The 20967-nt window shown below is 71.8% G+C and carries 21 protein-coding genes and 1 pseudogene; 12 read left to right on the top strand and 10 right to left on the bottom strand.

Annotated elements, in window-relative coordinates:
• The first annotated feature begins 7 nt into the window (after positions 1-7).
• Positions 8-1348 carry a transcriptional regulator gene (locus ACFYQA_RS10025; RefSeq protein WP_388914220.1) on the top strand — a complete coding sequence of 447 codons (1341 nt, stop codon included), beginning with the start codon at positions 8-10 and terminating at the stop codon, positions 1346-1348.
• 183 nt (positions 1349-1531) lie between these two features.
• Positions 1532-2077, top strand: a complete 546-nt coding sequence (locus ACFYQA_RS10020; RefSeq protein WP_388914217.1) for an NUDIX hydrolase — start codon at positions 1532-1534, stop codon at positions 2075-2077.
• A gap of 43 nt (positions 2078-2120) precedes the next feature.
• Here ACFYQA_RS10020 and ACFYQA_RS10015 read toward each other — a convergent pair whose 3' ends face one another.
• Both ACFYQA_RS10015 and ACFYQA_RS10010 read right to left on the bottom strand, forming a co-directional pair.
• A complete protein-coding gene (locus tag ACFYQA_RS10015) occupies positions 2121-2378 on the bottom strand; it encodes a hypothetical protein (RefSeq protein WP_388914215.1) in 258 nt (85 codons plus the stop codon).
• A 240-nt stretch (positions 2379-2618) separates the two neighbouring features.
• On the bottom strand, positions 2619-3479 hold the full coding sequence (locus tag ACFYQA_RS10010; RefSeq protein WP_388914212.1) for a 3-hydroxybutyryl-CoA dehydrogenase: 861 nt from the start codon (positions 3477-3479) through the stop codon (positions 2619-2621).
• 205 nt (positions 3480-3684) lie between these two features.
• Between ACFYQA_RS10010 and ACFYQA_RS10005 the strand changes: the two genes are divergently transcribed.
• Positions 3685-4941 (top strand): glycoside hydrolase family 10 protein, encoded by a 1257-nt coding sequence (locus ACFYQA_RS10005; protein WP_388914209.1) that lies wholly within the window; start codon positions 3685-3687, stop codon positions 4939-4941.
• Between the two features lie 304 nt (positions 4942-5245).
• Here the strand turns inward: ACFYQA_RS10005 and ACFYQA_RS10000 are convergent, their stop codons facing one another.
• Together ACFYQA_RS10000 and ACFYQA_RS09995 are read right to left on the bottom strand one after the other, a co-directional pair.
• A complete protein-coding gene (locus ACFYQA_RS10000) occupies positions 5246-5371 on the bottom strand; it encodes a hypothetical protein (RefSeq protein ID WP_388914206.1) in 126 nt (41 codons plus the stop codon).
• Positions 5372-5598: 227 nt separating this feature from the next.
• The gene (locus tag ACFYQA_RS09995; RefSeq protein ID WP_388914203.1) at positions 5599-6477 is read right to left on the bottom strand and encodes a helix-turn-helix transcriptional regulator; all 879 of its coding nucleotides are present in this window, start codon (positions 6475-6477) and stop codon (positions 5599-5601) included.
• A gap of 186 nt (positions 6478-6663) precedes the next feature.
• Between ACFYQA_RS09995 and ACFYQA_RS09990 the strand changes: the two genes are divergently transcribed.
• Positions 6664-7527: an SDR family NAD(P)-dependent oxidoreductase gene (locus ACFYQA_RS09990; RefSeq protein WP_388914200.1), complete on the top strand. Its 864-nt coding sequence runs from the start codon at positions 6664-6666 to the stop codon at positions 7525-7527.
• A gap of 237 nt (positions 7528-7764) precedes the next feature.
• Here the strand turns inward: ACFYQA_RS09990 and ACFYQA_RS09985 are convergent, their stop codons facing one another.
• The gene (locus tag ACFYQA_RS09985) at positions 7765-7953 is read right to left on the bottom strand and encodes a DUF1918 domain-containing protein (RefSeq protein ID WP_388914197.1); all 189 of its coding nucleotides are present in this window, start codon (positions 7951-7953) and stop codon (positions 7765-7767) included.
• Positions 7954-8079: 126 nt separating this feature from the next.
• Positions 8080-9138: a DMT family transporter gene (locus ACFYQA_RS09980; RefSeq protein ID WP_388914194.1), complete on the bottom strand. Its 1059-nt coding sequence runs from the start codon at positions 9136-9138 to the stop codon at positions 8080-8082.
• On the opposite strand from ACFYQA_RS09980, the gene ACFYQA_RS09975 reads away from it, so the two are divergent.
• The gene (locus tag ACFYQA_RS09975; protein WP_388914191.1) at positions 9137-10615 is read left to right on the top strand and encodes a PLP-dependent aminotransferase family protein; all 1479 of its coding nucleotides are present in this window, start codon (positions 9137-9139) and stop codon (positions 10613-10615) included. The genes ACFYQA_RS09980 and ACFYQA_RS09975 overlap by 2 nt on opposite strands.
• 125 nt (positions 10616-10740) lie before the next feature.
• Positions 10741-11334: a histidine phosphatase family protein gene (locus ACFYQA_RS09970; protein WP_388914188.1), complete on the top strand. Its 594-nt coding sequence runs from the start codon at positions 10741-10743 to the stop codon at positions 11332-11334.
• 28 nt (positions 11335-11362) lie between these two features.
• On the opposite strand, the gene ACFYQA_RS09965 is transcribed toward ACFYQA_RS09970, so the two are convergent.
• Entirely contained in the window at positions 11363-11803 is a 441-nt protein-coding gene (locus tag ACFYQA_RS09965; protein ID WP_388914185.1) for a DUF6314 family protein, read from the bottom strand.
• A 167-nt stretch (positions 11804-11970) separates the two neighbouring features.
• Between ACFYQA_RS09965 and ACFYQA_RS09960 the strand changes: the two genes are divergently transcribed.
• Positions 11971-14472, top strand: coding sequence for an alpha-L-arabinofuranosidase C-terminal domain-containing protein (locus ACFYQA_RS09960; RefSeq protein WP_388914182.1), 2502 nt, complete (start codon positions 11971-11973; stop codon positions 14470-14472).
• A gap of 87 nt (positions 14473-14559) precedes the next feature.
• Here the strand turns inward: ACFYQA_RS09960 and ACFYQA_RS09955 are convergent, their stop codons facing one another.
• Positions 14560-15111: a DoxX family protein gene (locus tag ACFYQA_RS09955; protein ID WP_388914179.1), complete on the bottom strand. Its 552-nt coding sequence runs from the start codon at positions 15109-15111 to the stop codon at positions 14560-14562.
• Between the two features lie 243 nt (positions 15112-15354).
• On the opposite strand from ACFYQA_RS09955, the gene ACFYQA_RS09950 reads away from it, so the two are divergent.
• Complete coding sequence (locus tag ACFYQA_RS09950; protein ID WP_388914176.1) at positions 15355-15999, top strand: alpha/beta hydrolase; 645 nt, start codon at positions 15355-15357, stop codon at positions 15997-15999.
• A 54-nt stretch (positions 16000-16053) separates the two neighbouring features.
• Here ACFYQA_RS09950 and ACFYQA_RS09945 read toward each other — a convergent pair whose 3' ends face one another.
• Complete coding sequence (locus ACFYQA_RS09945) at positions 16054-16440, bottom strand: VOC family protein (protein ID WP_388914173.1); 387 nt, start codon at positions 16438-16440, stop codon at positions 16054-16056.
• Positions 16437-16730, bottom strand: coding sequence for a metalloregulator ArsR/SmtB family transcription factor (locus ACFYQA_RS09940; protein WP_332426244.1), 294 nt, complete (start codon positions 16728-16730; stop codon positions 16437-16439). Before ACFYQA_RS09940 ends, ACFYQA_RS09945 begins: the two co-directional genes overlap by 4 nt.
• A 181-nt stretch (positions 16731-16911) precedes the next feature.
• Between ACFYQA_RS09940 and ACFYQA_RS09935 the strand changes: the two genes are divergently transcribed.
• From ACFYQA_RS09935 to ACFYQA_RS09920, 4 genes and pseudogenes are all read left to right on the top strand, one after another.
• Entirely contained in the window at positions 16912-17775 is an 864-nt protein-coding gene (locus tag ACFYQA_RS09935) for a helix-turn-helix domain-containing protein (RefSeq protein ID WP_388914171.1), read from the top strand.
• On the top strand, positions 17772-17972 hold the full coding sequence (locus ACFYQA_RS09930) for a DUF397 domain-containing protein (protein ID WP_388914169.1): 201 nt from the start codon (positions 17772-17774) through the stop codon (positions 17970-17972). Before ACFYQA_RS09935 ends, ACFYQA_RS09930 begins: the two co-directional genes overlap by 4 nt.
• Before the next feature lie 69 nt (positions 17973-18041).
• Positions 18042-19555, top strand: a pseudogene (locus tag ACFYQA_RS09925) (hypothetical protein).
• A gap of 140 nt (positions 19556-19695) precedes the next feature.
• A complete protein-coding gene (locus ACFYQA_RS09920) occupies positions 19696-20781 on the top strand; it encodes a barstar family protein (protein ID WP_388914166.1) in 1086 nt (361 codons plus the stop codon).
• The last annotated feature ends 186 nt before the right edge of the window (positions 20782-20967 follow it).

Here is a 20967-nt window from a genome sequence, read left to right as displayed (position 1 = left end):
GGGCCTCATGCAGCCCAACACTCTGCTCGACGCGGTCCTGGACGAGGCCGGTATCTCGCACGCGGGCCTGGCCGCGCACGTCAACCAGGCCGGCCGGGCGCGCGGTCTGTCCCTCAGATACGAACACACCGCCGTGGCACGCTGGTTGAAGGGGCAGCGACCCCGGGGCCAGGTTCCCGACCTGATCTGCGAGGTGCTGGCGGGCCGGCTGCACCGCCCGGTCACCCTCGACGACATCGGCCTCGGCGTCCCCGGCGAACCCTCCGCCCCGCACACCGGCACGCTCTCCGGCTTCGTCGAGCGGGCCACCGCGCTGTGGCGCTCCGACCAGCAGAGACGCCCGCACATACTGGGCGCACCCGCGGTCACCGGGACCCCCGCCGTGATGCCCGTCTGGGAGTGGGAGAACCCGCCCGAGGACGTCGATGTCTCGCGCGGCGGCCGCCACCGGGTCACCCCCGGCGACCTGGACATGCTGCGCGCCGCCCGCAGCCACTACGAGCAGATGTACCGCAAGGCCGGCGGCGTCGCGACCCGTGACCGCATCGTCGGCTTCCTCAACGCCGAGGCCGCACCCCTGCTCCGGGGCGGCTACACCGACGCCGTGGGCCGCCAACTGCACCGGGCCACCGGAGGGCTGGTGGCCGTCGCAGGGATCTGCGCGTACGACTCCGACGCCCACGGCCTCGCCCAGCGCTACTTCCACCAGGCGCTCCGGCTGGCAAAGGCCAGCGGGGACCGGGGACTCGGCGCGTATGTGATCGCGCTCCTCGTCAACCAGTCGCTGTTCACGCGGGAGTACCGGCAGGCCATCGCCTTCGCGGAGGCCGCGCTCCGCGCCGCCGGCAAGCACATCACCCCGGCGCTCGCCTCCGACCTGTACGCGATGCAGGCCAAGGCGTACGCGCACCTCGGCGACGGCTCCGGCGCGCTGTCCTGCATCCGGCGTGCCGAACAGGCCGCCGAGCGCATCCGGCGAGGCCACGAACCCGACGAGACCGGCTATGTCCAGCCCGGCCTGGTCAACGTACAGGTGGCGGAGGCCCTGCTCAGCCTCGGTGAGCTGGCGGCGGCGGGTGAGCACGCGGCCGCCGCCGTCGACAACCCCGCGCACGACCGGGGCCGGGTGCACCGCCTCGCCATGCTGAGCACCGTCGAACTGCGGCAGGGCAACGCCGACAACGCGGTCGCCATCGCCGTGCAGATGGCCGAGCAGGCCCGGGGAATGGAGTCGCAGCGGCTGCGCGACAGACTCCGGGCCGTGCGCGGGCATCTGGTGCGCAACGGCTGTGAGGGTTCCGCCGAGGCGGCCGAACTCATCGACGGGGCACTGCGCGTACCGCTGTAGCCGCTGCGACGCGGCGGAGGTGGAGAGGAAGGGCGTTCCCCCTCCCGGATGCCCGCGCCGTGCGCTGTATGCCGTGCGCCGTGCCGCGCCGTCCGTTGCGCCGCCGGCGGCCTCCTGTGCGCCTGCTGCCGGACCCCTTGCTGCTGCGATATTGCCACCTGTCGAACGAAAGGTGGCATAACCATGCAATGGGCGAACAAGAGCGAGCGCACCGTGTATGCGAATCGCTGGTTCAGTGTCAATCTCGCGGATGTCGAGCTGCCGGACGGCCGGCATCTCGACCACTTCCTCATCCGGCTGCGGCCCGTCGCCGTGGCCACGGTGGTGAACGAGGCCAACGAGGTGCTCCTCCTGTGGCGCCACCGCTTCATCACCGACAGCTGGGGGTGGGAACTCGCCGCCGGAGTCGTCGAGGACGGTGAGGACGTCGTCCGCGCGGCGGCCAGGGAGCTGGAGGAGGAGACCGGCTGGCGGCCGGGACCCCTGCGCCATCTCATGAGCGTGGAGCCGTCCAACGGGCTCACCGACGCCCGGCACCACATCTACTGGGCCGACGAGGGCGAGTACCTCGGGCACCCGGTGGACGACTTCGAGTCGGACCGCCGGGAGTGGGTCCCGCTCAAGGTGGTGCCCGACCTGGTCGCCCGTGGCGAGGTCCCGGCCGCGAACATGGCGGCCGCGTTACTCCTGTTGCACCACCTCAGGCTGGGACAGGACGCCATGCCCTGACCCCTCCGCCGCAGCCTTCGGCCGTCCGGCCCGGGTGTGTGCGTCAGTGGCCGAACGCCTGCCAGGCCGTCACGACGAGTGCGCCCACGGCCGTGACGGCCGCGACCGCCTGGAGCGGCCAGCGGGCGTGTTCCAGGGTGACGAGCCGGGTGTTCAGCTCGTCCAGCTCCCTGGCCGCCTCCTCGGTGCGATGGCTGAGCAGCGCCAGGCCGCCCTCGACGCGGGCGTATGCCACATCGAGGCGGCGCCGTAACTCCGCGACCTCGCCCTGGAAGGCGGGCTGTTCGGGATCGGCGGTCACAAGTCCGCTCCTCTCCGCTGTTTTTCTTGCTTCGTGTCTGCGGAGTTCGAGTCAACTCCCCTGGTGGACGCGGAGTAAGAGTGTGCGGGAGGCATATGCGGGCCCGGGGCGCACACGGCGTGTGAACGCCACGGGCCCGGCACCCTTCGCGGTTCAGGGGTGCCGGGCCCCTGCGCGCGGCCGGAACGCGACGGTCGGTGAACGCGACGGTCCGTCGGTCCCCCGTCGCGGGTGACCGCCTCAGCCGTAGCTGTAGAAGCCCGAGCCGCTCTTGCGGCCCAGCCGCCCCGCGTCGACCATCCGCTGCAGCAGCGGGGGAGCGGCGTACAACGGCTCCTTGTACTCCTCGTACATCGAGTACGCGACCGAGGCCACCGTGTCCAGGCCGATCAGGTCGGACAGCTTCAGCGGGCCCATCGGGTGGGCGCAGCCCATCTCCATGCCGTTGTCGATGTCCTCACGGCTGGCGATGCCCGACTCGAACATCCGGATCGCGGAGAGCAGGTACGGGATCAGCAGCGCGTTCACCACGAACCCGGAACGGTCCTGGGCGTGGATCGCGTGCTTGCCCAGCACCTTCTCGGCGAAGAGCTGCGCCCGGCTGATCGTGCCCTCGGAGGTGGTCAGCGCCGGGATCAGCTCGACCAGCTTCTGCACGGGGGCCGGGTTGAAGAAGTGGATGCCGATGACGTGGTCCGGCCGCGAGGTGGCGACCGCCAGCTTCACCAGCGGGATCGAGGAGGTGTTGGAGGCCAGGATCGCGTCCGGCCGCGTCACCACCTGGTCGAGCACCTGGAAGATCTCGTTCTTGACCTGCTCGTTCTCGACGACGGCCTCGATCACCAGATCGCGGTCCGCGAACTCGCCCAGGTCCGTGGTGAAGCTCAGCCGGGCCTGGGTTGCCTCCAACTCCTCCGCTGTGATCTTGCCGCGCTCGGCCGCCTTCGTCAGGGAGTTGAACAGCCGGGTACGGCCGATCTCCAGGGCCTCGCCGGTGGTCTCGGCGACCCGCACGTCCAGTCCTGCGCGGGCGCACACCTCGGCGATCCCCGCGCCCATCTGGCCGCAGCCCACCACTCCGACGCGTTCGATGTCGGTCACATCGTCCCTTTCGCTTCCTGGGCGCGGCTCGGGTCCTTCTGGCCTGCGCTGTCTACGACTCCTGGCAGGATCGCCGGGCTCCGGCCGCCTGCTCCGTTCGTGCACGTTACCCGGAAGTACCGATGATCGATCGCCGAGGTCGGGCATCCTTGGGCGCGGAGCGGTCCGCGACCAGGTGGAACGCGGCTTTTGTGATGGATGTGAAATGGGACGAGTGTCACGCAGGGCGTTCGCGGCGGCGGCGCTGTCGGCGGTGACGATGGTGACGACCGCGTCGGCCGCCCCGGGACGGCCGATGTCCGGACCGTCGGCCGGGGCGGGAGGCCGGGGCGCGGCCGTCGGCGAGATGCGCGGCGTGTGGCTGGCGACGGTGGCCAACCGGGACTGGCCCTCCCGTGCGGGACTGAGCGCCGCCGCGCAGCGGACCGAGCTGACCGCCCACCTCGACGCGGCCGTCCGCAACCGGCTCAACACCGTGATCTTCCAGGTACGGCCCACGGCCGACGCCCTGTGGCCGTCCCCGTACGAACCCTGGTCCGCCTGCCTCACCGGCACCCAGGGCGTGGACCCCGGCTGGGACCCGCTCGGCACCGCCGTCACCGAAGCCCACGCCCGCGGCCTGGAACTGCACGCCTGGTTCAACCCGTACCGGGTCGCCGCGCACACCGACCCCACCCGGCTCACCGCCACGCACCCGGCCCGGGAGAACCCCGGCTGGGTGGTCCCGTACGGCAGGAAGCTCTACTACAACCCCGGCCTGCCCGAGGTCCGCGCCTTCGTCCAGGACGCGATGCTCGACGCGGTGCGCCGCTATCCCGTGGACGCGGTCCACTTCGACGACTACTTCTACCCGTACCCCGTGGCGGGCCAGACCTTCGACGACGACACCGCCTACGACACCCACGGCGGAGCCTTCCCCGACCGGGCGGCCTGGCGGCGGGACAACATCGACCGCCTGGTGCGCGAGACGGCGGCCCGGATCAAGGAGATCCGTCCCGGCACCCGCTTCGGCATCAGCCCTTTCGGGGTCTGGCGCAACGCCGGAACCGATCCCCTCGGCTCCGACACCCGGGCGGGCGTGCAGACCTACGACGACCTGCACGCGGACACCCGCCGGTGGGCGCGGGAGAACTGGATCGACTACATCTGTCCGCAGCTCTACTGGAACATCGGCTTCGCCGCCGCCGACTACGCGAAGCTGCTGCCCTGGTGGTCCGCGGTCGTGGAGGGCTCCGGGACACAGCTGTACGTGGGCGAGGCGCTCTACAAGGCGGGCGACCCGGCGCAGCCCGCCGCCTGGCAGGACCCGGCCGAGCTGTCCCGGCACCTCACGCTCGCGGCGTCGTACCCGCAGGCGCGCGGGCACGTCTTCTTCGCCGCGAAGGAGGTGGCCGTGGACCGGATCGGCGCGATGGCCCGCGTGGTCGCCGATCACTACCAGCGGCCGGCGAAGACGTCCTGACGGCGGACGGCAGCGGTAGAGGGCTCGATGGCTCCTGTGCCCTGCTTGCCGAGCTCCTCGATCAGCACAGCGAGCGGGAGCGAGCCCACATATGTGGGGCGGTGTTCGGACCTGAGGTGCTGACGAGGACGTCGACCCGACCGAAGCGGTCCGGTCCGGACGAACGACACCACGAACCGGGCGCGGTCGGTCACGTCCGGAGTGACGGGGGTCAGGCTGCCGCCCGTTCCCCCGGCCGTCGGTGCGGAGCGCGGCGGCGGAAGCGTTCGCACGGGCCCGGGCCCGGGGCCGGCGCTGGGACGGGTCACGACGAGCCTCCGGGCGGGAGGGCGCGGCCCGGCGGGCCCTCCTTCGCGTCCAGGGCCACCAGCGGCGGGTCGCTCAGGGATCCGGTGCCGGCGCCGTACGCGGAGTTCGCGAGGAAGTCCATGGAGGGCTTCACCGGGCAGGACGAGTTCACACAGGAGCGGGGACGTGGCCGAGACGGTGTGGCGGGCCGTCCACGACACGACCGGGCAACTCCGGTTCCCGGCCGGTCCCGACGCGGTCCGGCCCGCCCGGGCGAAGTGACCGGCTCGCGGGCCGGAGCAGGGAGCGATGACCCACCGGGGGCGCAGGCCCGCGCCCCCACCGCCCCTTTCGGGCCGGGGCGACGCGTCAGTCCGTCGCCCCCCGGGCCGGGGTGCCGGCGGAGTCGGTCAGAGACCAGCTCGCCAGGAGGTCCAGTCCGCGTTTCGCGTCCGAGCCGGGCTCCGCGGAGTAGATGTACAGGGTCGTGTCGGGATCGCCGGGGAGGGTGAGGGTCTCGTACCGGACCGTCAGTTCGCCGGCCACCGGATGCCGGAGGCGTTTGGAGCCGTGGGTGCGCCGGTGGACGCGGTGCTGCTCCCACCACCGGTCGAACTCGCGGCTGTGCTCCCGCAGTCCGGCGACGAGGGAGACGGTGGCCCGGTCGTCGGGGTCGCGGCCCACTTCGAGGCGCAGGCTCTCCACCACCGTGCGCGCCTGTTCCTCCCAGTCCACGAACAGGGAGCGGGCGGTGTCGTCGAGGAACATCCAGCGGGCGTAGTTCCGTCCGCGCGGCGGCAGCCGGTCGAAGTCGGCGAACAGGGCGCGCGCCATACGGTTGGCGGCCAGGATGTCGGTACGGCGGCCCAGGACGAGCGCGGGCTCGCCGTCCAGGGCGTCGAGGAGCTGGTAGAGGCCGGGACGGACCCGCTGCACGCCGCGGGGAGACCGGCGGGCCGGTGTTCCGGCCGCTCCGATCAGGTCCCGGAGGTGGGCCCTTCCGGCGTCGTCGAGCTCCAGGGCGCGGCCGACCGCCTCGATCACCGCGGACGACGGTGTGATGCGCCGGCCCTGCTCCAGGCGGGTGTAGTAGTCGCTCGACACCCCGGCCAGGAGCGCCACCTCCTCGCGGCGCAGCCCCGGCACCCGGCGGACACGCCCGTCCGGGGGGAGGCCGGCCCGCGAGGGGTCGACCTGGCTGCGGGCTCGTCTCAGGAAGTCCGCCAGTTCACGGTTGGTCTCAGCCACACGCACAGTTTCGCCCATGTCCGGCGTTCCCGACTGGCCCTGCGCGTCCTGGGTTCCCCGTTCCCCGTCCCCGCAGGGCGCGACATGGCGCCCTGCGGGGACGTACCGCGGCGCACGCTGGAGTCAGGCCGATCAGGGGCCACCTGAGGCCGATCCGACCGACACGACCACACCCCGAGGATCATCATGACTTCTCCCACCGGACGACCCGCGACCTGGTTCGTGACCGGCACCTCCCGCGGTCTGGGACTCGAACTGGTCCGGCAACTGCTGGCACGCGGCGACCAGGTCGCCGCGACGACCCGGTCGCCGGAACGGCTCCTCGCGGCACTCGGTGACGACACCGACACCTCGCGTCTCCTCCCCCTCGCCGTGGACCTGCGGGACGAGGCACAGGTGCGGCGGGCCGTGCACGGGACGACCGAGCGGTTCGGCGGCCTGGACACCGTGGTGAACAACGCGGGATACGGTTTCCTCGCCGCGGTCGAGGAAACCGGCGACCGGGAGGTCCGCGCCATGCTGGACGTCCAGGTCACCGGCGTGTGGAACGTCCTGCGCGTCACCCTGCCCATCCTGCGGGAGCAGCGCGGCGGCCACGTGGTGAACGTGTCGTCGATCCTCGGCCTGACGGCGCTGCCGGGCTGGGCGCTGTACTGCGCGGGGAAGTTCGCGCTGGAAGGACTGAGCGAGGCCCTGGAGGCCGAGATGGCCGAGTTCGGGGTCGAGGTCACCCTCGTCGAGCCCGGCTACTTCCGTACGGACTTCCTCACCCGGGACTCGCTGGCACTGCCGGCCGAGACGACGGACGCCTACCCGGCCATCCGCGAGATGACCGCCGATCACCTGAAGCTCCAGGGCAGCCAGTCCGGCGACCCCGTGCGGGGCGCCGCCGCGATCATCGGCCGGGTACGGGAGGGCAAGGGCCCGCTGCGGCTGCTGCTCGGCTCGGACGCCCACGCCTACGCCACCGCCAAGGTAGCGGCACTCCAGGACAACCTCCGGGCCACGGCCCACAGCGCCCCGGCCACGGATCACCCCGCCGCGGCCTGACCGGGGGCGGCCCCGCCTCCTGCGAGGGAGGGCCGCCCCCGGTTCGGCGGACCGCGTCCGGCAGTGCGTACATCACCTCGTCCGGGCGTTCCGTCACTCTCGCCGCGTGACTGGAATGAAAGCCCTCAAAACCGGCAGCGCGGACTCGACGAAGGACATAGAGGCACCCCCGGCCTGACGAGCCGGGGGTGCCTGACGAGCCGGGGGAGCCCAGGAGGTGAAGGGCCGTTCTCCGGTCTAGCGGTTCCTGTGCCGGATCTCGGAGTCGGGGCCGGGCGAGCACACGGCCTCGTGCCCGTCCTCGAAGCGGACACGGTAGGGCGGATCGCCCTTCCGGCCCAGCACCTCGACGATCTCGGCCACCTTGTCGTGCTGACCGACCACCCTGCCGTGCTGGACAAGCTGGTCGCCCTCGGTTGCGCGCATAGGGATCTCCTCACCATGTGCGGGAGCAGCGGTCCGTGGCTCCGAGTCTACGGCGGGACGGGCCGCCCGGCAGGGCGTCCGCCGGGTGGCCCGGCACTTCGGGCCCGGTGCCCGCGGTGGGGTGCCTCAGCCGCGTGCTCGCTGGGTGACGGCGATGCACACCAGGACCGCCGCCGCCGTCAGCGGTGCCGCCGCGCTCGGATGCTCGCCCAGGAGAAGCACCGACCACACCAGGGTGAGCAGCGGCTGGGCGAGCTGGAGCTGACTGGCCCGGGGGATGCCGATCACCGCCATGCCCCGGTACCAGACGACCAGCCCCAGGAACTGGGAGCCCGCCGCCACCCACAGCACTCCGGCCACGCTGTGCGCGGTCAGCCGTACCGGCTCGACGGCCAGCGCGAGGACGGCGGCCGGCACGGCGAGCGGCAGGCACAGCACCAGCGCCCAGCCGATCACCTGCCAACCCGGCATCACCCGGGCCAACCTGCCGCCCTCCGTGTACCCGGCCGCGCACACCACCAGCGCCGCGAAGAGGTACAGATCGGCCGCGGTCAGCGCGCCGCCGCTCTGCCGCACCGTGAAGACCGCCACCGCGGCGGCACCCGCGAGGGCCGCCGCCCAGAAGGTGCGCGAAGGACGGGAGCCGACGCGCAGGGCGGAGAACAGCGCGGTGGTGAGCGGGAGCAGGCCGACCACGACGGCCGCGTGCGCGGTGGTCGACGTCTGCAGGGCCAGCGTGGTCAGCAGCGGGAACCCGAGGACGACCCCGGCGGCGACCACCGCGAGCCCCGGCCAGTGCCGGCGGGCGGGCAGCGGCACACCGCGCCACCGCGCCGGGCCCTTCCGGGAGCGCACCGGGACACCTGCCGCTCCTGCCTCCGGGGTCCCCGCTCCCGCTTCCGGGGCTTCCGCCCCCGCCTTCAGGGCCCCTGCCCCCGCCTCCAGGGTCCTCGCCCGCGCCCCCGCCGCGAGCAGGCAGCCACCCGCGATCAGCCCCGCCAGCACGCAACGCACGGCCACCAGGGACCAGGGGCCGAACCCCTCCAGCCCCCAGGCGGTGGCCGGGAAGGTGAGCGAGAAGGCGATGACGCCGAGGGCGGCCTGCAGGGTGCCGAAGCCGACGCGGTCCCGGCGAGTGGGAACCGCTATCGGGTCCGCCACGGTAGCGCTACTCTCTGCTCTCATGCATGAGCGTAGCAGCGTCACCGAACTGGCGGATCGACTGCGGCGGGAGCTGGACCGCTACTCGCCGGGTGGAAAGCTCCCGTCGAGCCGGGCGCTCGTGGAGCGGTTCCGGGTGAGCCCCGTGACCGTCTCGCGGGCGCTGGCCCAGCTCGCCGCCGAGGGGCTGGTGGTGACCCGGCCCGGTGCCGGCGCGTTCCGTGCCGCCCGGTCCGCGCCCCCGGCCCCCGCGGCCGGTGACACCTCCTGGCAGGAGGTCGCGCTCAGCGCCGGGAGCACCGCCGGCCTCGTGCCGCGCTCGGTCGACGCTTCCGGCGTCCTGGCCTCGCTCGCGGCCCCGGCACCCGGCGTGATCGAGTTCAACGGCGGCTATCTGCACCCCTCGCTGCAGCCGGAGCGCGCGATGGCGGCCGCACTGTCCCGGGCCGGGCGCCGGCCGGGAGCCTGGGGGAGGCCGCCCGTGGAAGGACTGGTGGAGCTGCGCGAGTGGTTCGCACGCAGTGTCGGGGGCGCGGTCACCGCGGCGGGGGTGCTGATCACCGCGGGCGGCCAGTCCGCGCTGACCACCGCCCTGCGCGCGCTCGCCCCGCCCGGCGCCCCCGTCCTCGTGGAGTCGCCCACCTACCCCGGCATGCTGGCCGTCGCCCGCGCCGCCGGGCTGCGCCCGGTGCCCGTGCCGGTGGACGCGGACGGAGTACGGCCGGAGCTGCTCGCCGACGCCTTCCGGGCCACCGGCGCCAGGGTCCTCGTCTGCCAGCCCCTGTTCCAGAACCCCACCGGCGCCGTCCTCGCCCCCGAACGGCGCGGCGAGGTGCTGCGCATCGCACGCGAGGCGGGCGCGTTCGTCGTCGAGGACGACTTCGTCCGGCGCCTGGTCCACGAGGACGCGGGCCCTCTGCCCCGCCCGCTGGCCGCCGACGACCCCGACGGTGTCGTCGTCCACGTCTGCTCGCTCACCAAGGCGACCTCGCCGAGCTTCAGGGTGAGCGCCCTCGTCGCACACGGCCCGGTGCTGGAGCGGCTGCGCGCCATCCAGATCGTCGACACCTTCTTCGTCCCCCGGCCCCTCCAGGAGGCCGCCCTGGAACTCGTCGGCTCGCCCGCCTGGCCGCGCCACCTGCGGGCGGTCTCCGCCGAGCTGAGGGCCCGCCGCGACACGATGACCGCCGCGCTCCGGCTCCGGCTGCCCGAGTTCGCCCTGCCGCACATCCCGGCCGGCGGTTACCACCTGTGGCTGCGCCTGCCCGACGGGACCGGGGGCACCTCCCGGGCCTTCGGCCCCGGGGGAGAGTCCGCCCTGACCGCGGCGGCCCTGCGCGCCGGTGTCGCCGTCGCTCCCGGCCGCCCCTACTTCAGCGCCGAACCCCCGGCCGCCCACCTGCGGCTGAGCTTCGCGGCGGTCGCGGGCACCGGCGAGATCACGGAGGGGGTACGGCGACTGCGTACCGCCTGGGACGAGGCGCTGGGGCGGACGGGATGAAGGGGCGGCGCTTCCGGCAGGTTTGTCCGGCAGGTCCCGGCTCCCGTCCGACGACCTGATGGACTCCGGGTAACACCATGGCCGTACCCCTTGATTTGCACACTTCAGGGACTGACCATCGCGGCATGGCACTTCGGGTCACGTTCGTTGCCGCGGCGGGGAGCCTCTCGCGGCTGACCGAGCGTTTCGAGGACGACCGGCCACTGGATCACGCCGGGTGGAGCGATGTGCAGCGGGTAGCCCGTGAGCTGCTGCCGCTCGCCGCCGCCGATCTGCGCTACTGCTCACCGAATCCGCGCAGCCGTGCCACCGGTGACGGGCTCGGCTACACCCCGCTGGTCCAGCTCGCCCTGCGCGACTGCGGCATGGGCCGCTGGCGCGGGCTGACCCTGGGCGAGGCGATGGCCCGGGAGCCGGAAGCCGTGGACGCCTGGCTCGCCGATCCGCGCGCGACCCCGCACGGCGGGGAGTCGCTCCTCGACTTCATCACCCGCGTCGGCAACTGGCTCGACACCCGTCCGACGGAGGACGACTGCCGGATCGTCGCGGTCGCCGAACCGTCCGTGATCCGTGCCGCACTGGTGTACGCGCTGAAGGCGCCGCCCGCGACCTACTGGAACATCGACGTCCGCTCGCTGTCACGGGTGAGCGTCACCGGACGGGCCGGCCGCTGGAGCCTGCGCATCGAAGGGGTCTCCACCCGGACGACGCGGATATAGCCGTTCGCCGCCCAGGTGGAGAGGGCCGTCACTTCACGCGGACGTAGCCGGTGTCGAGCTCCAGGTCCTTGGCCGGGCCGCGCACCCGCCAGACCGTCCGCCAGCGGTCCTCGTCGCGGACGGTGAACTCGCCCCGGTACAGGTCCGCGGAACAGGGGTGGTCGGCGACGTACCGGCCCGTCGAGAGATCCAGGTCGTGGAACGGCCGGCCGTCCGCGAACCGCACGTCCACCGCGCCCCCGGGGCCGGGCAGGAAACGCAGAGTGCGTTCGGCGGGCCGGGGGACGTCCCGCCAGGTGAAAGTGCCGGATTCCTGGTGCAGCAGCCCGCCGCCCTCCAGCGGGCCGAAAAGCGTGGTGCCCTCGAACCGTCCCAGGTCGCCACTGGCGAGGTCCCGCACGGACCGGGTCACCCGCCAGCTCCCCCTCAGGTAGGTCAGTGCGTCCGGTACCGGCCAGAACCCGCCCATCCCGCCCCGCTCCCGTCGTCTCCGGCGCGCACGCACCATTGACGTGCTCCCGCCTCCTCCCTATCTTGCCGTTCGAAGTGCTGACCGATGATCGATATGTCGAACGCAATCGAGAGCGTCACGTCAGGCGAAGCTCCTCCCCTCCCACCGAGAGCCGCGGAGTATCCATGTCACGCACAGCCCGCACCCGTCCACGCAGCCGCACCCGCCTCAGAACGGGCCTCACCGCCACCGCGTTACTGACCGCCGCCGCCCTGCTGCCGGCCCCCGCCCACGCCGAGGACGTCACCGACTACACGATCACCGTCGACCCGCGTGCCGAGGGAGCCGCGATCGGTGACAGGATGTACGGCGTCTTCTTCGAGGACATCAACCGGGCCGCCGACGGCGGGCTGTACGCCGAGCTGGTGCAGAACCGGTCCTTCGAGTACTCCACCGCAGACAACGGCTCCTACACACCCCTGACCTCCTGGACGGCCGGTGGCACGGCCGAGGTGCGGGACGACTCCGGCCGGCTGAACGAACGCAACCGCAACTACCTCTCCCTGGATGCCGGTTCGTCCGTCACGAACGCGGGCTACAACACCGGCATCCGGGTGGAGCAGGGCAAGCGGTACGACTTCTCGGTCTGGGCCCGCGCGGAGAGCGGCAGTACCCTCACCGCCACGCTCAAGGACGCCGCCGGCACCCTCGCGAACACCCGCCGGGTGGCCGTCAGGGGCGACTGGGCCCGGTACGAGGCCACCTTCACCGCCACCCGGACCAGCAACCGCGGCCGCCTCGCCGTCGCCTCCTCCGGTACCGCGGCCCTCGACATGGTGTCCCTGTTCCCGCGCGACACCTACAAGGGGCAGCCGAACGGTCTGCGCAAGGACCTCGCCGAGAAGATCGCCGCCCTGAAGCCCGGCTTCGTCCGCTTCCCCGGCGGCTGCCTGGTCAACACCGGCTCCATGGAGGACTACAGCGAGGACTCCGGCTGGCAGCGCAAACGCGCCTACCAGTGGAAGGACACCGTCGGGCCGGTCGAGGAGCGCGCCACCAACGCCAACTTCTGGGGATACAACCAGAGTTACGGACTCGGCTACTACGAGTACTTCCGCTTGGCCGAGGACGTCGGCGCGATGCCGCTGCCCGTCGTGCCCGCCCTGGTCACCGGATGCGGCCAGAACAGGGCCACTGACGACGAGGAACTGCTGAAGCGGCACATCCAGGACACCCTCGACCTGATCGAGTTCGCCAACGGCCCGGCGAACTCGACCTGGGGCAAGGTGCGCGCGGAGATGGGCCACCGCAAGCCCTTCGGCCTGACCCATGTCGGGGTCGGCAACGAGGAGAACCTGCCCAGGGAGTTCTTCACCCGCTTCGAGCGGTTCCGCGCGGCGATCGAGGCCGAGTACCCGGACATCACCGTCGTCTCCAACTCCGGCCCGGACGACACCGGTACGACCTTCGACGCCCTCTGGCAGCTCAACCGCGACGGCGACGTCGACATGGTCGACGAGCACTACTACAACAGCCCGCAGTGGTTCCTGCAGAACAACGACCGCTACGACTCCTACGACCGCGGCGGCCCGAAGGTCTTCCTCGGCGAGTACGCCTCGCAGGGCAACGCCTGGAAGAACGGCCTGGCCGAGGCCGCGTTCATGACCGGCCTGGAACGCAACGCGGACATCGTCGAACTCGCCTCGTACGCACCGCTGCTGGCCAACGAGGACTACGTCCAGTGGTCGCCCGACATGATCTGGTTCAACAACCACGCCTCCTGGGGCTCGGCCAACTACGAGGTACAGAAGCTCTTCATGACCAACACCGGTGACCGCGTGGTCCCGTCGGAGGCGAGCGGCACACCGGACGTCAGCGGCCCCATCAGCGGCGCGGTCGGCCTGTCGACCTGGGCCACCAGCGCCGCGTACGACGACGTGCGGGTGACCGCCGCCGACGGCGCGCCCCTGCTCGACGACGACTTCTCCGGCGACGCCTCACAGTGGACGCACAGCGGCGGCGGCAGCTGGAGCGTCCAGGACGGGCAGTACGTCCAGACCGACGAGGCCGCCGAGAACACTCTGGTCACGGCGGGCGACCCGGCCTGGCAGGACTACGACCTGCACGTGAGGGCGACCAAGAAGTCCGGCAAGGAAGGCTTTCTCGTCGCCTTCGGGGTCAAGGACACCGGAAACTACTACTGGTGGAACCTGGGCGGCTGGAACAACACCCGGTCCGCGGTCGAACAGGCCGTGGACGGCGGCAAGTCGACGCTGCTCTCCAAGGCCGGATCGATCGAGACGGGCCGCGCCTACGACATCGACGTCAAGGTGCGCGGCCGCCAGGTCACCCTCTCCCTCGACGGACAGGAGTGGGGCAGCTTCACCGACGACAAACCGGCCGAGCCGTTCCGTCAGGTCGTCACCGAGGACGACCGCACCGGTGACCTGATCGTCAAGGTCGTCAACGCCCAGCCGGCCGAGGCCCGTACGGCCATCGACCTCGGCGGCGTGCGGACCGCCTCCACCGCCCGGGTCACCACCCTGGCCGCCGACGCGGACGCGGTGAACACCGAGACGGACACACCGGTGACCCCGGTGACGTCCACGCTCCGGGGGGTGTCCGGCGGATTCACGTACACGTTCCCGGAGAACTCGGTGACGTTCCTGAGGATCAAGCGGCGGTAGCGGACCGGCGGTGCCGGGTGCGGGCCGTCCAGGACGACGGCCCGCACCCGGCACCGGCCGGGAAACCGCCTGCCGCACCTCAGTGCCTCAGTGGCGCAGCAGCAGGGTGACGCCGGCCACCACGGCGCCGAGCACGACCGCGGCGATGCCGTACTCGAGGCGGTGCGAGCGCAGTCGGGGCAGCAGCCGGTCCACGGCGATCCGGCCGGGGCCGGTCAGGGCGAGCGCCACCGCGGCCAGGGTGAGGACGAGCTCGTACTCCACGCCCTCAGGGGCGAAGAAACCGCCGCCCCACTTCACGGCGATCGCGTTGACCATCGTGCCGGCGACGGCCGCGGCGGCGAGCGGGGTGAGCAGGCCGAACGCGAGGCCGAGTCCGCCGAGGGTCTCGGTGAGCCCGGCCACGACGGCGAACGCCTCGGGCGAGGGGTAACCGAGGGACGCGAAGAACATCCCGGTGCCCTCGACCCCGCCCCCACCGAACCAGCCGAACAGCTTCTGCGCGCCGTGCGCGGCCATCGTCAGACCGAGCGCGAGACGCAGCACCAGCAGTCCGACGTCATAGGCGCGGGCGGGGACGGCGGGGGCGTCCTGCCCGGAGGCGGTCGCGGGGCGGGACAGGGTGGTGGAACTGGCCATGGGGGGACTCCTCGAAAGGGGACGGCGAAGACGGTGGGGGTGCCGCGCGTCACTGAGCGACGGCCCGATCCGGCAAACTTGAACCTTCAAGCTAAACCACAATCGCCTTTGCTTCAACTTTCAAGCAGTAGGAGTACGCTCGGCCGTGTCCGGCCCCGAGCCGAAGTGCGCGTCCGCCCGCACCTTTGTCCGCCCTTTCACCTGCTTCTGTCTGTCCCGCACCGCCCGAGGAGTGCCGTAGTCATGCCGTACACCGCCGCCCCCACGGTCACCTGGTCCACCGAACCCGACCGCAGGCCCGGCACGCCGCTGGTCGTCGCCCTGCACGGGCGGGGAGCGGACGAGGTGTCGTTCGCGCAGCTCGCGCCACATCTGCCGCAGGACGCCACGGTGGCCTTCGTGCGCGCACCGCTGGCCGAGGGCGGCGGATACGCGTGGTTCGCCAACCGGGGCGTCGGGCGCCCGCTGTCCGACTCCCTCGCGGCCACGGCCGACTGGCTCTTCGACTGGCTCGACACCGAGGCCGCCGGCCACACGTCGGTCTCGCTCCTCGGCTTCTCCGGCGGCATGGCCATGGCGGGCGGCCTGTTGCTCGCCCGTCCGGAGCGGTTCGCCGCCGCCGTCCTCCTGTCCGGCACCCTGCCGTGGGACGCGGGTCTGCCCGAGGAGCAGGGCCGCCTGACCGGGGTGCCGGTCTTCTGGGGCCGGGACGTCGCCGACCGGGTCATCCCCGCCGACCTCGTCACCAGGACGGGCACCTGGCTCCACGAGAACTCCGGCGCCCGCCTCGAGGAACGCCGCTACCCGGGCCAGGGTCACGGCATCAGCCTCCCGGAACTGACGGACGCCTCGGCCTTCCTGCGGCGCGCGTGGGAGGGCGCGGCCTGAGGGATGGATCCGGGGCGGTGAGGGGAGGGCGCACCGCCGGCCCCCGCCGGGTCCTTACCCGCTGTGCACGATCTGGATCAGGTTGCCGCAGGTGTCGTCCAGGACCGCAGTGGTGACCGGGCCCATCTCCAGCGGCTCCTGGGTGAACCGCACCCCGAGTCCGCGCAGCCGGTCGAACTCCGCGTGTACGTCGTCCACGGCGAAGGAGAGGGCCGGGATGCCGTCCTCGGCCAGCCCCGACTTGTACGCCGCCACGACGGGGTGACGGGAGGGCTCGAGCAGCAGTTCGGTCCCGTCGGGATTCTCCGCCGAGACGACGGTCAGCCACCGGTCCTCGCCCAGCGGGAGGTCGTGCTTCTTCACGAAGCCCAGCACCTCGGTGTAGAAGCGCAGGGCCTTTTCCTGGTCGTCGACGAAGGCGCTGGTCAGATGGATCCTCATGGTGTGCTCTCCGGTCTGTCGGGCTTGAGCCACCGGGCCGCGATGTGCTCGAGGGGCTCGGTGTTCAGATCGTGGAATTTGTACCGGCCCTGGCGCCGTGCATGGACCAGTCCTGCGGATTCCAGTACGGCCAGGTGCTGGCTGATGGCCTGGCGGGACAGCCCCAGGCCGTGCTTGGTCACCAGTCGCGTGCATATCTCGAACAGCGTCTGGCCGTCACGTTCCGCCAGCTCATCGAGGATGCGCCGACGGGTCGGGTCGGCCAGCGCCTTGAAGACGTCCTCCGCCATGACCGACACGATAGGCAAGTATCGACTTGCCTATCAAGTGAGGTGAGGAAGAGCGCTCGTGCGGCGGGGCGAACGGCGTGCACACGCCTGGGCGCTGTACGGCGCCTGTCGGTGCGTGTGGGCGGGGCGGAGCGTGTCGCTTCGACGCGGAGCCGCGTTGACGGGAGAGGCGGTGATGCACATGAGCGAACTGATGGGACGGGCTGCCGAAGAGCCCGGTGCGGAAGAGGGCGAGCAGGATGCGGGGGCGGACTCCGGCATCCTGCGTGTCTTCGGGCGGCAGCTGAAGCGGTTCCGGATCCGGGCGGGCCTGGAACGGCCCGATTACGCTTCGACGACGGGTTACTCGCCCTCGACGATCGCCGCGTACGAACAGGGCCGCAGGATCCCGCCGCCGAAGTTCATCGACCGGGCGGACGAACTCCTGGACGCGGGCGGCGTCCTCCAGGAGATGAAGGAAGAGGTCGCGCGAGCGCAGTATCCGGCGTTCTTCCGGGACGCGGCACGGCTGGAGGCGGAAGCGGTCGAACTGTACGTGTACGCGAATCAGGCGGTGCCGGGGCTGCTGCAGACGGAGGAGTACGCGCAGGCGGTGTTCGGCATGATGCGTCCGCCGCTCGACGAGGATGCCATTGCCCGACGAGTCGTGGCACGCCTGGCGCGTCAAGAGGTCTATGGCCGGAGCCCTCAACCGATGATGAGCTTCGTCATCGACGAGTCCGTGCTGCGAAGGCCGATCGGCGGCCGGGGCGTGTTGCGTGGCCAGTTGGAACGGATTCTGCTGGCAGGGCGGAAGCCGACGGTCGAGATCCAGGTCATGCCTCCGGGTAGCGAGGAGAATGCTGGAATGGCCGGTCCCTCCATCTTGATCGAGACGGCCGAAGGGCGCAGGATCGCTTACGTCGAGGTTCAGAATGTCAGCCATGTGCACACTGAGCGGCGGCTCGTGAAGGGTCTTGAGGTCAAGTACGGCATTCTGCGGGCACAGGCGCTCACGCCCCGGGCGTCGCTCAGCCACATCGAGGAACTGCTGGGGGAGCTATGAAAGCCGGGGTACGGGAGCACACGTCCGGGCTTCTGTGGGTCAAGAGCAGCTACAGCAGTGAGGAAGGCGGTGAGTGCGTCGAGGTGGCGTCCTGCCCGCACGGAATGCAGGTACGCGACTCCAAGGACATACGCCGTCCCGGTGTCTCGGTCCACCGCGCGGCCTGGTCGGCGTTCGTCGGTTTCGCGGCCCGATAGGGCTTGCTTCTGCGGTCTGTTGATCTCTGCCCCTGGCACGGTGTCAGGAACAGATGCAGGATGACCTTCGTGGATCATGTTCTGTGCGGGCTCGCCGCCAATCCGGTCCTGCCGGCCGAGCTGGTCGACCGACTGATCGCGGTCGCGGACGACGACATCGCCGTGGGTCTCGCCGCTCGGGAGGACCTGAGTCATGAGCAGGCGGTCGCGTTGGCCGCACGGGTTCCGGCGAGCGGTGTGCGGCTTGCGTAGGCGGGCCTGTTGGCCGCCGCCGACGTCGATCCGGTGACACAGCCGCACGTCGCCCTCGCCCTGCTCGACGAGCGAGCCGGTACTCCGGAATGGGCGCGCAGCTTCGCAGCCGATCCGGTCCTGGAGCACCGGGAGAAACTGGCCGCCTGCCCCGGCCTTCCGGCGGATGTGAGGGAGACGCTCGCCGCGGACCCGGATATCCGCGTCGTCACGGAGCTGGCGTTGTGGACCACGCCCGCCATGGCCACCAGGCTTGCCGGCCATCCGCACACTGAGGTCCGCCGTGCGGTGGCCGTCAACGAGGCGACGCCTCCGGACGTACTCGCAGCGCTCATCGGTGAGGGGCTACCTCCGGCGCGTCGATGTCTGGTCTGTGACCGTGCAGCGCCGCCCTTCGTGCACGATCCGCAGTGCCCGCAGCCCGCTGCGTGCTGCCGCCGGGCGCTTCCTGCGACGGGTCCCACGAGTCCACGATGCATGAGATCCGGGAGGCCGCGTTGCGGAATCCGGGGACACCCACCGAAGCGGTGGTCGGCTTCGTGGACCATCCTTCGACGCTGCTGCGCTGGACGCTTGCCGCGCGCCCCGGTCTGCCCGCGGAGGTGTACCGACGGCTGGCCGCAGACCCTGTTCCCGGTGTCCGGGCCGACCTCGCCGGGAACCCCGCGATCGACGCCGCCCTGATGCGCACCCTGGCCGACGACCGTGGCCACGACGTACGGCGCAGGCTCGCGGGCAACCCGAAGGTGCCGCTCGACGTACTCGTCCACCTGGCCGACGACACCAGGATCGGCGCCATTCTGCTGCCAAGGATCGCTGTCGCGTCGCCTGGTGAGGTTCGGCAGCTGGCCCAGTCACCGAACCCGGCCGTGCGCATGCTCGTGGGTCAACGACGTGACCTGCCACCGGAGATCCGCGACGCGCTGGCCGACGACCCCGACGCGAAAGTAACCAAATCCGTTGCTCCGCACCCGGGCCTCACCGAAGCTCAGTTGTGGGCCATGGTCGACCGCCACGGAGTCCGGGTCCTGGCCAAGGTGGCGGCCGACCCGGACGCGAGTCCGGCGCTGCTGGAGTACCTGACCCGGCACGAACCGCCGGCGCAGAAGGCATTCCGCGAGATTGCCCGGCACCGGAACGCACCAGCCCGAGCGTTGCTCGCCTGCCTGGCGGACAGGCAGGCGAGACCCATAGCCGCCGGCCGTCCGGCCCTCCCGCCGCCGGTCGTCGTGGACCTGCTCACCGACGCCGACCGGCAGGTGGTGGAAGCGGCGGCGGCCAACCCGTCGCTGCCGCTTGCCGTGTTGTCGGGCCTCGTCCTCCACCTGTAACTGTCCGGCCTGCACGCCCATCGCTCATCCCCGCCGGCTCGGGTCACCACGCCCGTTGGAGTGCACGGCCTTGAGTCACCTCGGCCCATTGCGGGAAATGGACTTCGCCGGCAAGTCCCGGTGCGGGCATGATTCCTCCGATGCGCGGAGGAAGAGACCATAGAGGGCGCGAGAGGTACGCGCTCACGGACACCCACCATGGCCACGTCTGGGGTGTGTGCGAGGGAGTGGACGGGCTGTTCAGTGAGCCCCGGCGCGGGACGTACGAACTGCTCGGCTGGGTCCCGGAAGGTGACGACGTGCGGGGCCAGGTGGGCAGCAGGGTGTGGCTGGTACCGGATGACGGAGCCCTCGAACCCTGGCTGCTGGAGGACACGGAGAGCCTCGGGCTGCTTCCCGGCTCGGACAGCCTCGTACTCACCGGCCGGGACGACTACGAAGGCCCGCCCGAGGGGTGTCGGGGCCCCGTCCGCGTCCATGACGGAAGCCGGTGGCTGGGCTCCTGCCGGGAATTCGCCCGCGTCCTGCCGACGGAGAGAGCGGCGCCCCCACTTGTCCTGCGAGGGCTGGCCCAGGGTGATCGACTGCGAACGGCACTGAGGACGGGCACCCGGCGGGCGCTGGACCTGGAACAGGCCGCGCTGGAGATACGGGACGTCCGGGGCGAGCCGCTCACCGAGCGGTTGCTATGGGCCACCGTCCGCGACTGGGGGCCGTCCTCCTGTGGGACGGACCTGATCGACCTGGAGCTGGACGGAGACTCCTTCACACCCGTTCCGCCCTACGCTCAATCCGTCTGGGATCAATGGCTCGCCGGGCCGCCGGACACTCCTGGCGCCTGGGGTGGACTCGATACGCGGCATCGCGAAGTCTGGCTCGACCTCGTCCGGGACCGGGCCTGCCGCCGTATGCATCGGGACCGGCCGGCTGCCCACGCCTACGAACTCGACGGCCGGCGGATCACCGACGAACCGGGCCTCTACCTGGCGCTCGGCGAGGCGGCGAACGGACCGGGCGGCTACTTCGGCGGCTGCCTGGATGCCCTCGCCGACTGCCTGCGCGGCACCTTCGGCTACACCTCTTCCGCGACCCTGCTCTGGCGGGACGCTGCGATCGCGCGCTCCCACCTGTCCCGCGTCCTGACGCCGGGCGGTCGGCCGTACGACCTGTTCGCCGACGTGCTCGATGTCCTGGCCAAGGGCGGGATGCGGGTCACCCTGACGTGACTGAGCGCCCTGCCTGGCACCTCCGGACAAGTACAACGCTCAGCGTGGGGCGGACCAATGTCCGGCACAGAGCGGCTGCACCGGCGCCGGCCCCGGCAAGCCGGAACGCTCGAACCCACCGTACCGACAGCCTGGGGCGGGCCGGCCGGAGCAAGCGCAGGACCGGGGGTGGCCGAGCGCACTGGT

Origin of the sequence: Streptomyces sp. NPDC005774 (genome assembly GCF_042871645.1) — a bacterium.
Taxonomy (GTDB): domain Bacteria; phylum Actinomycetota; class Actinomycetes; order Streptomycetales; family Streptomycetaceae; genus Streptomyces; species Streptomyces pratens.
The sequence above is the reverse complement of the archived record's forward strand: the minus strand, read 5'-3'. Positions and strand labels throughout refer to the sequence as shown.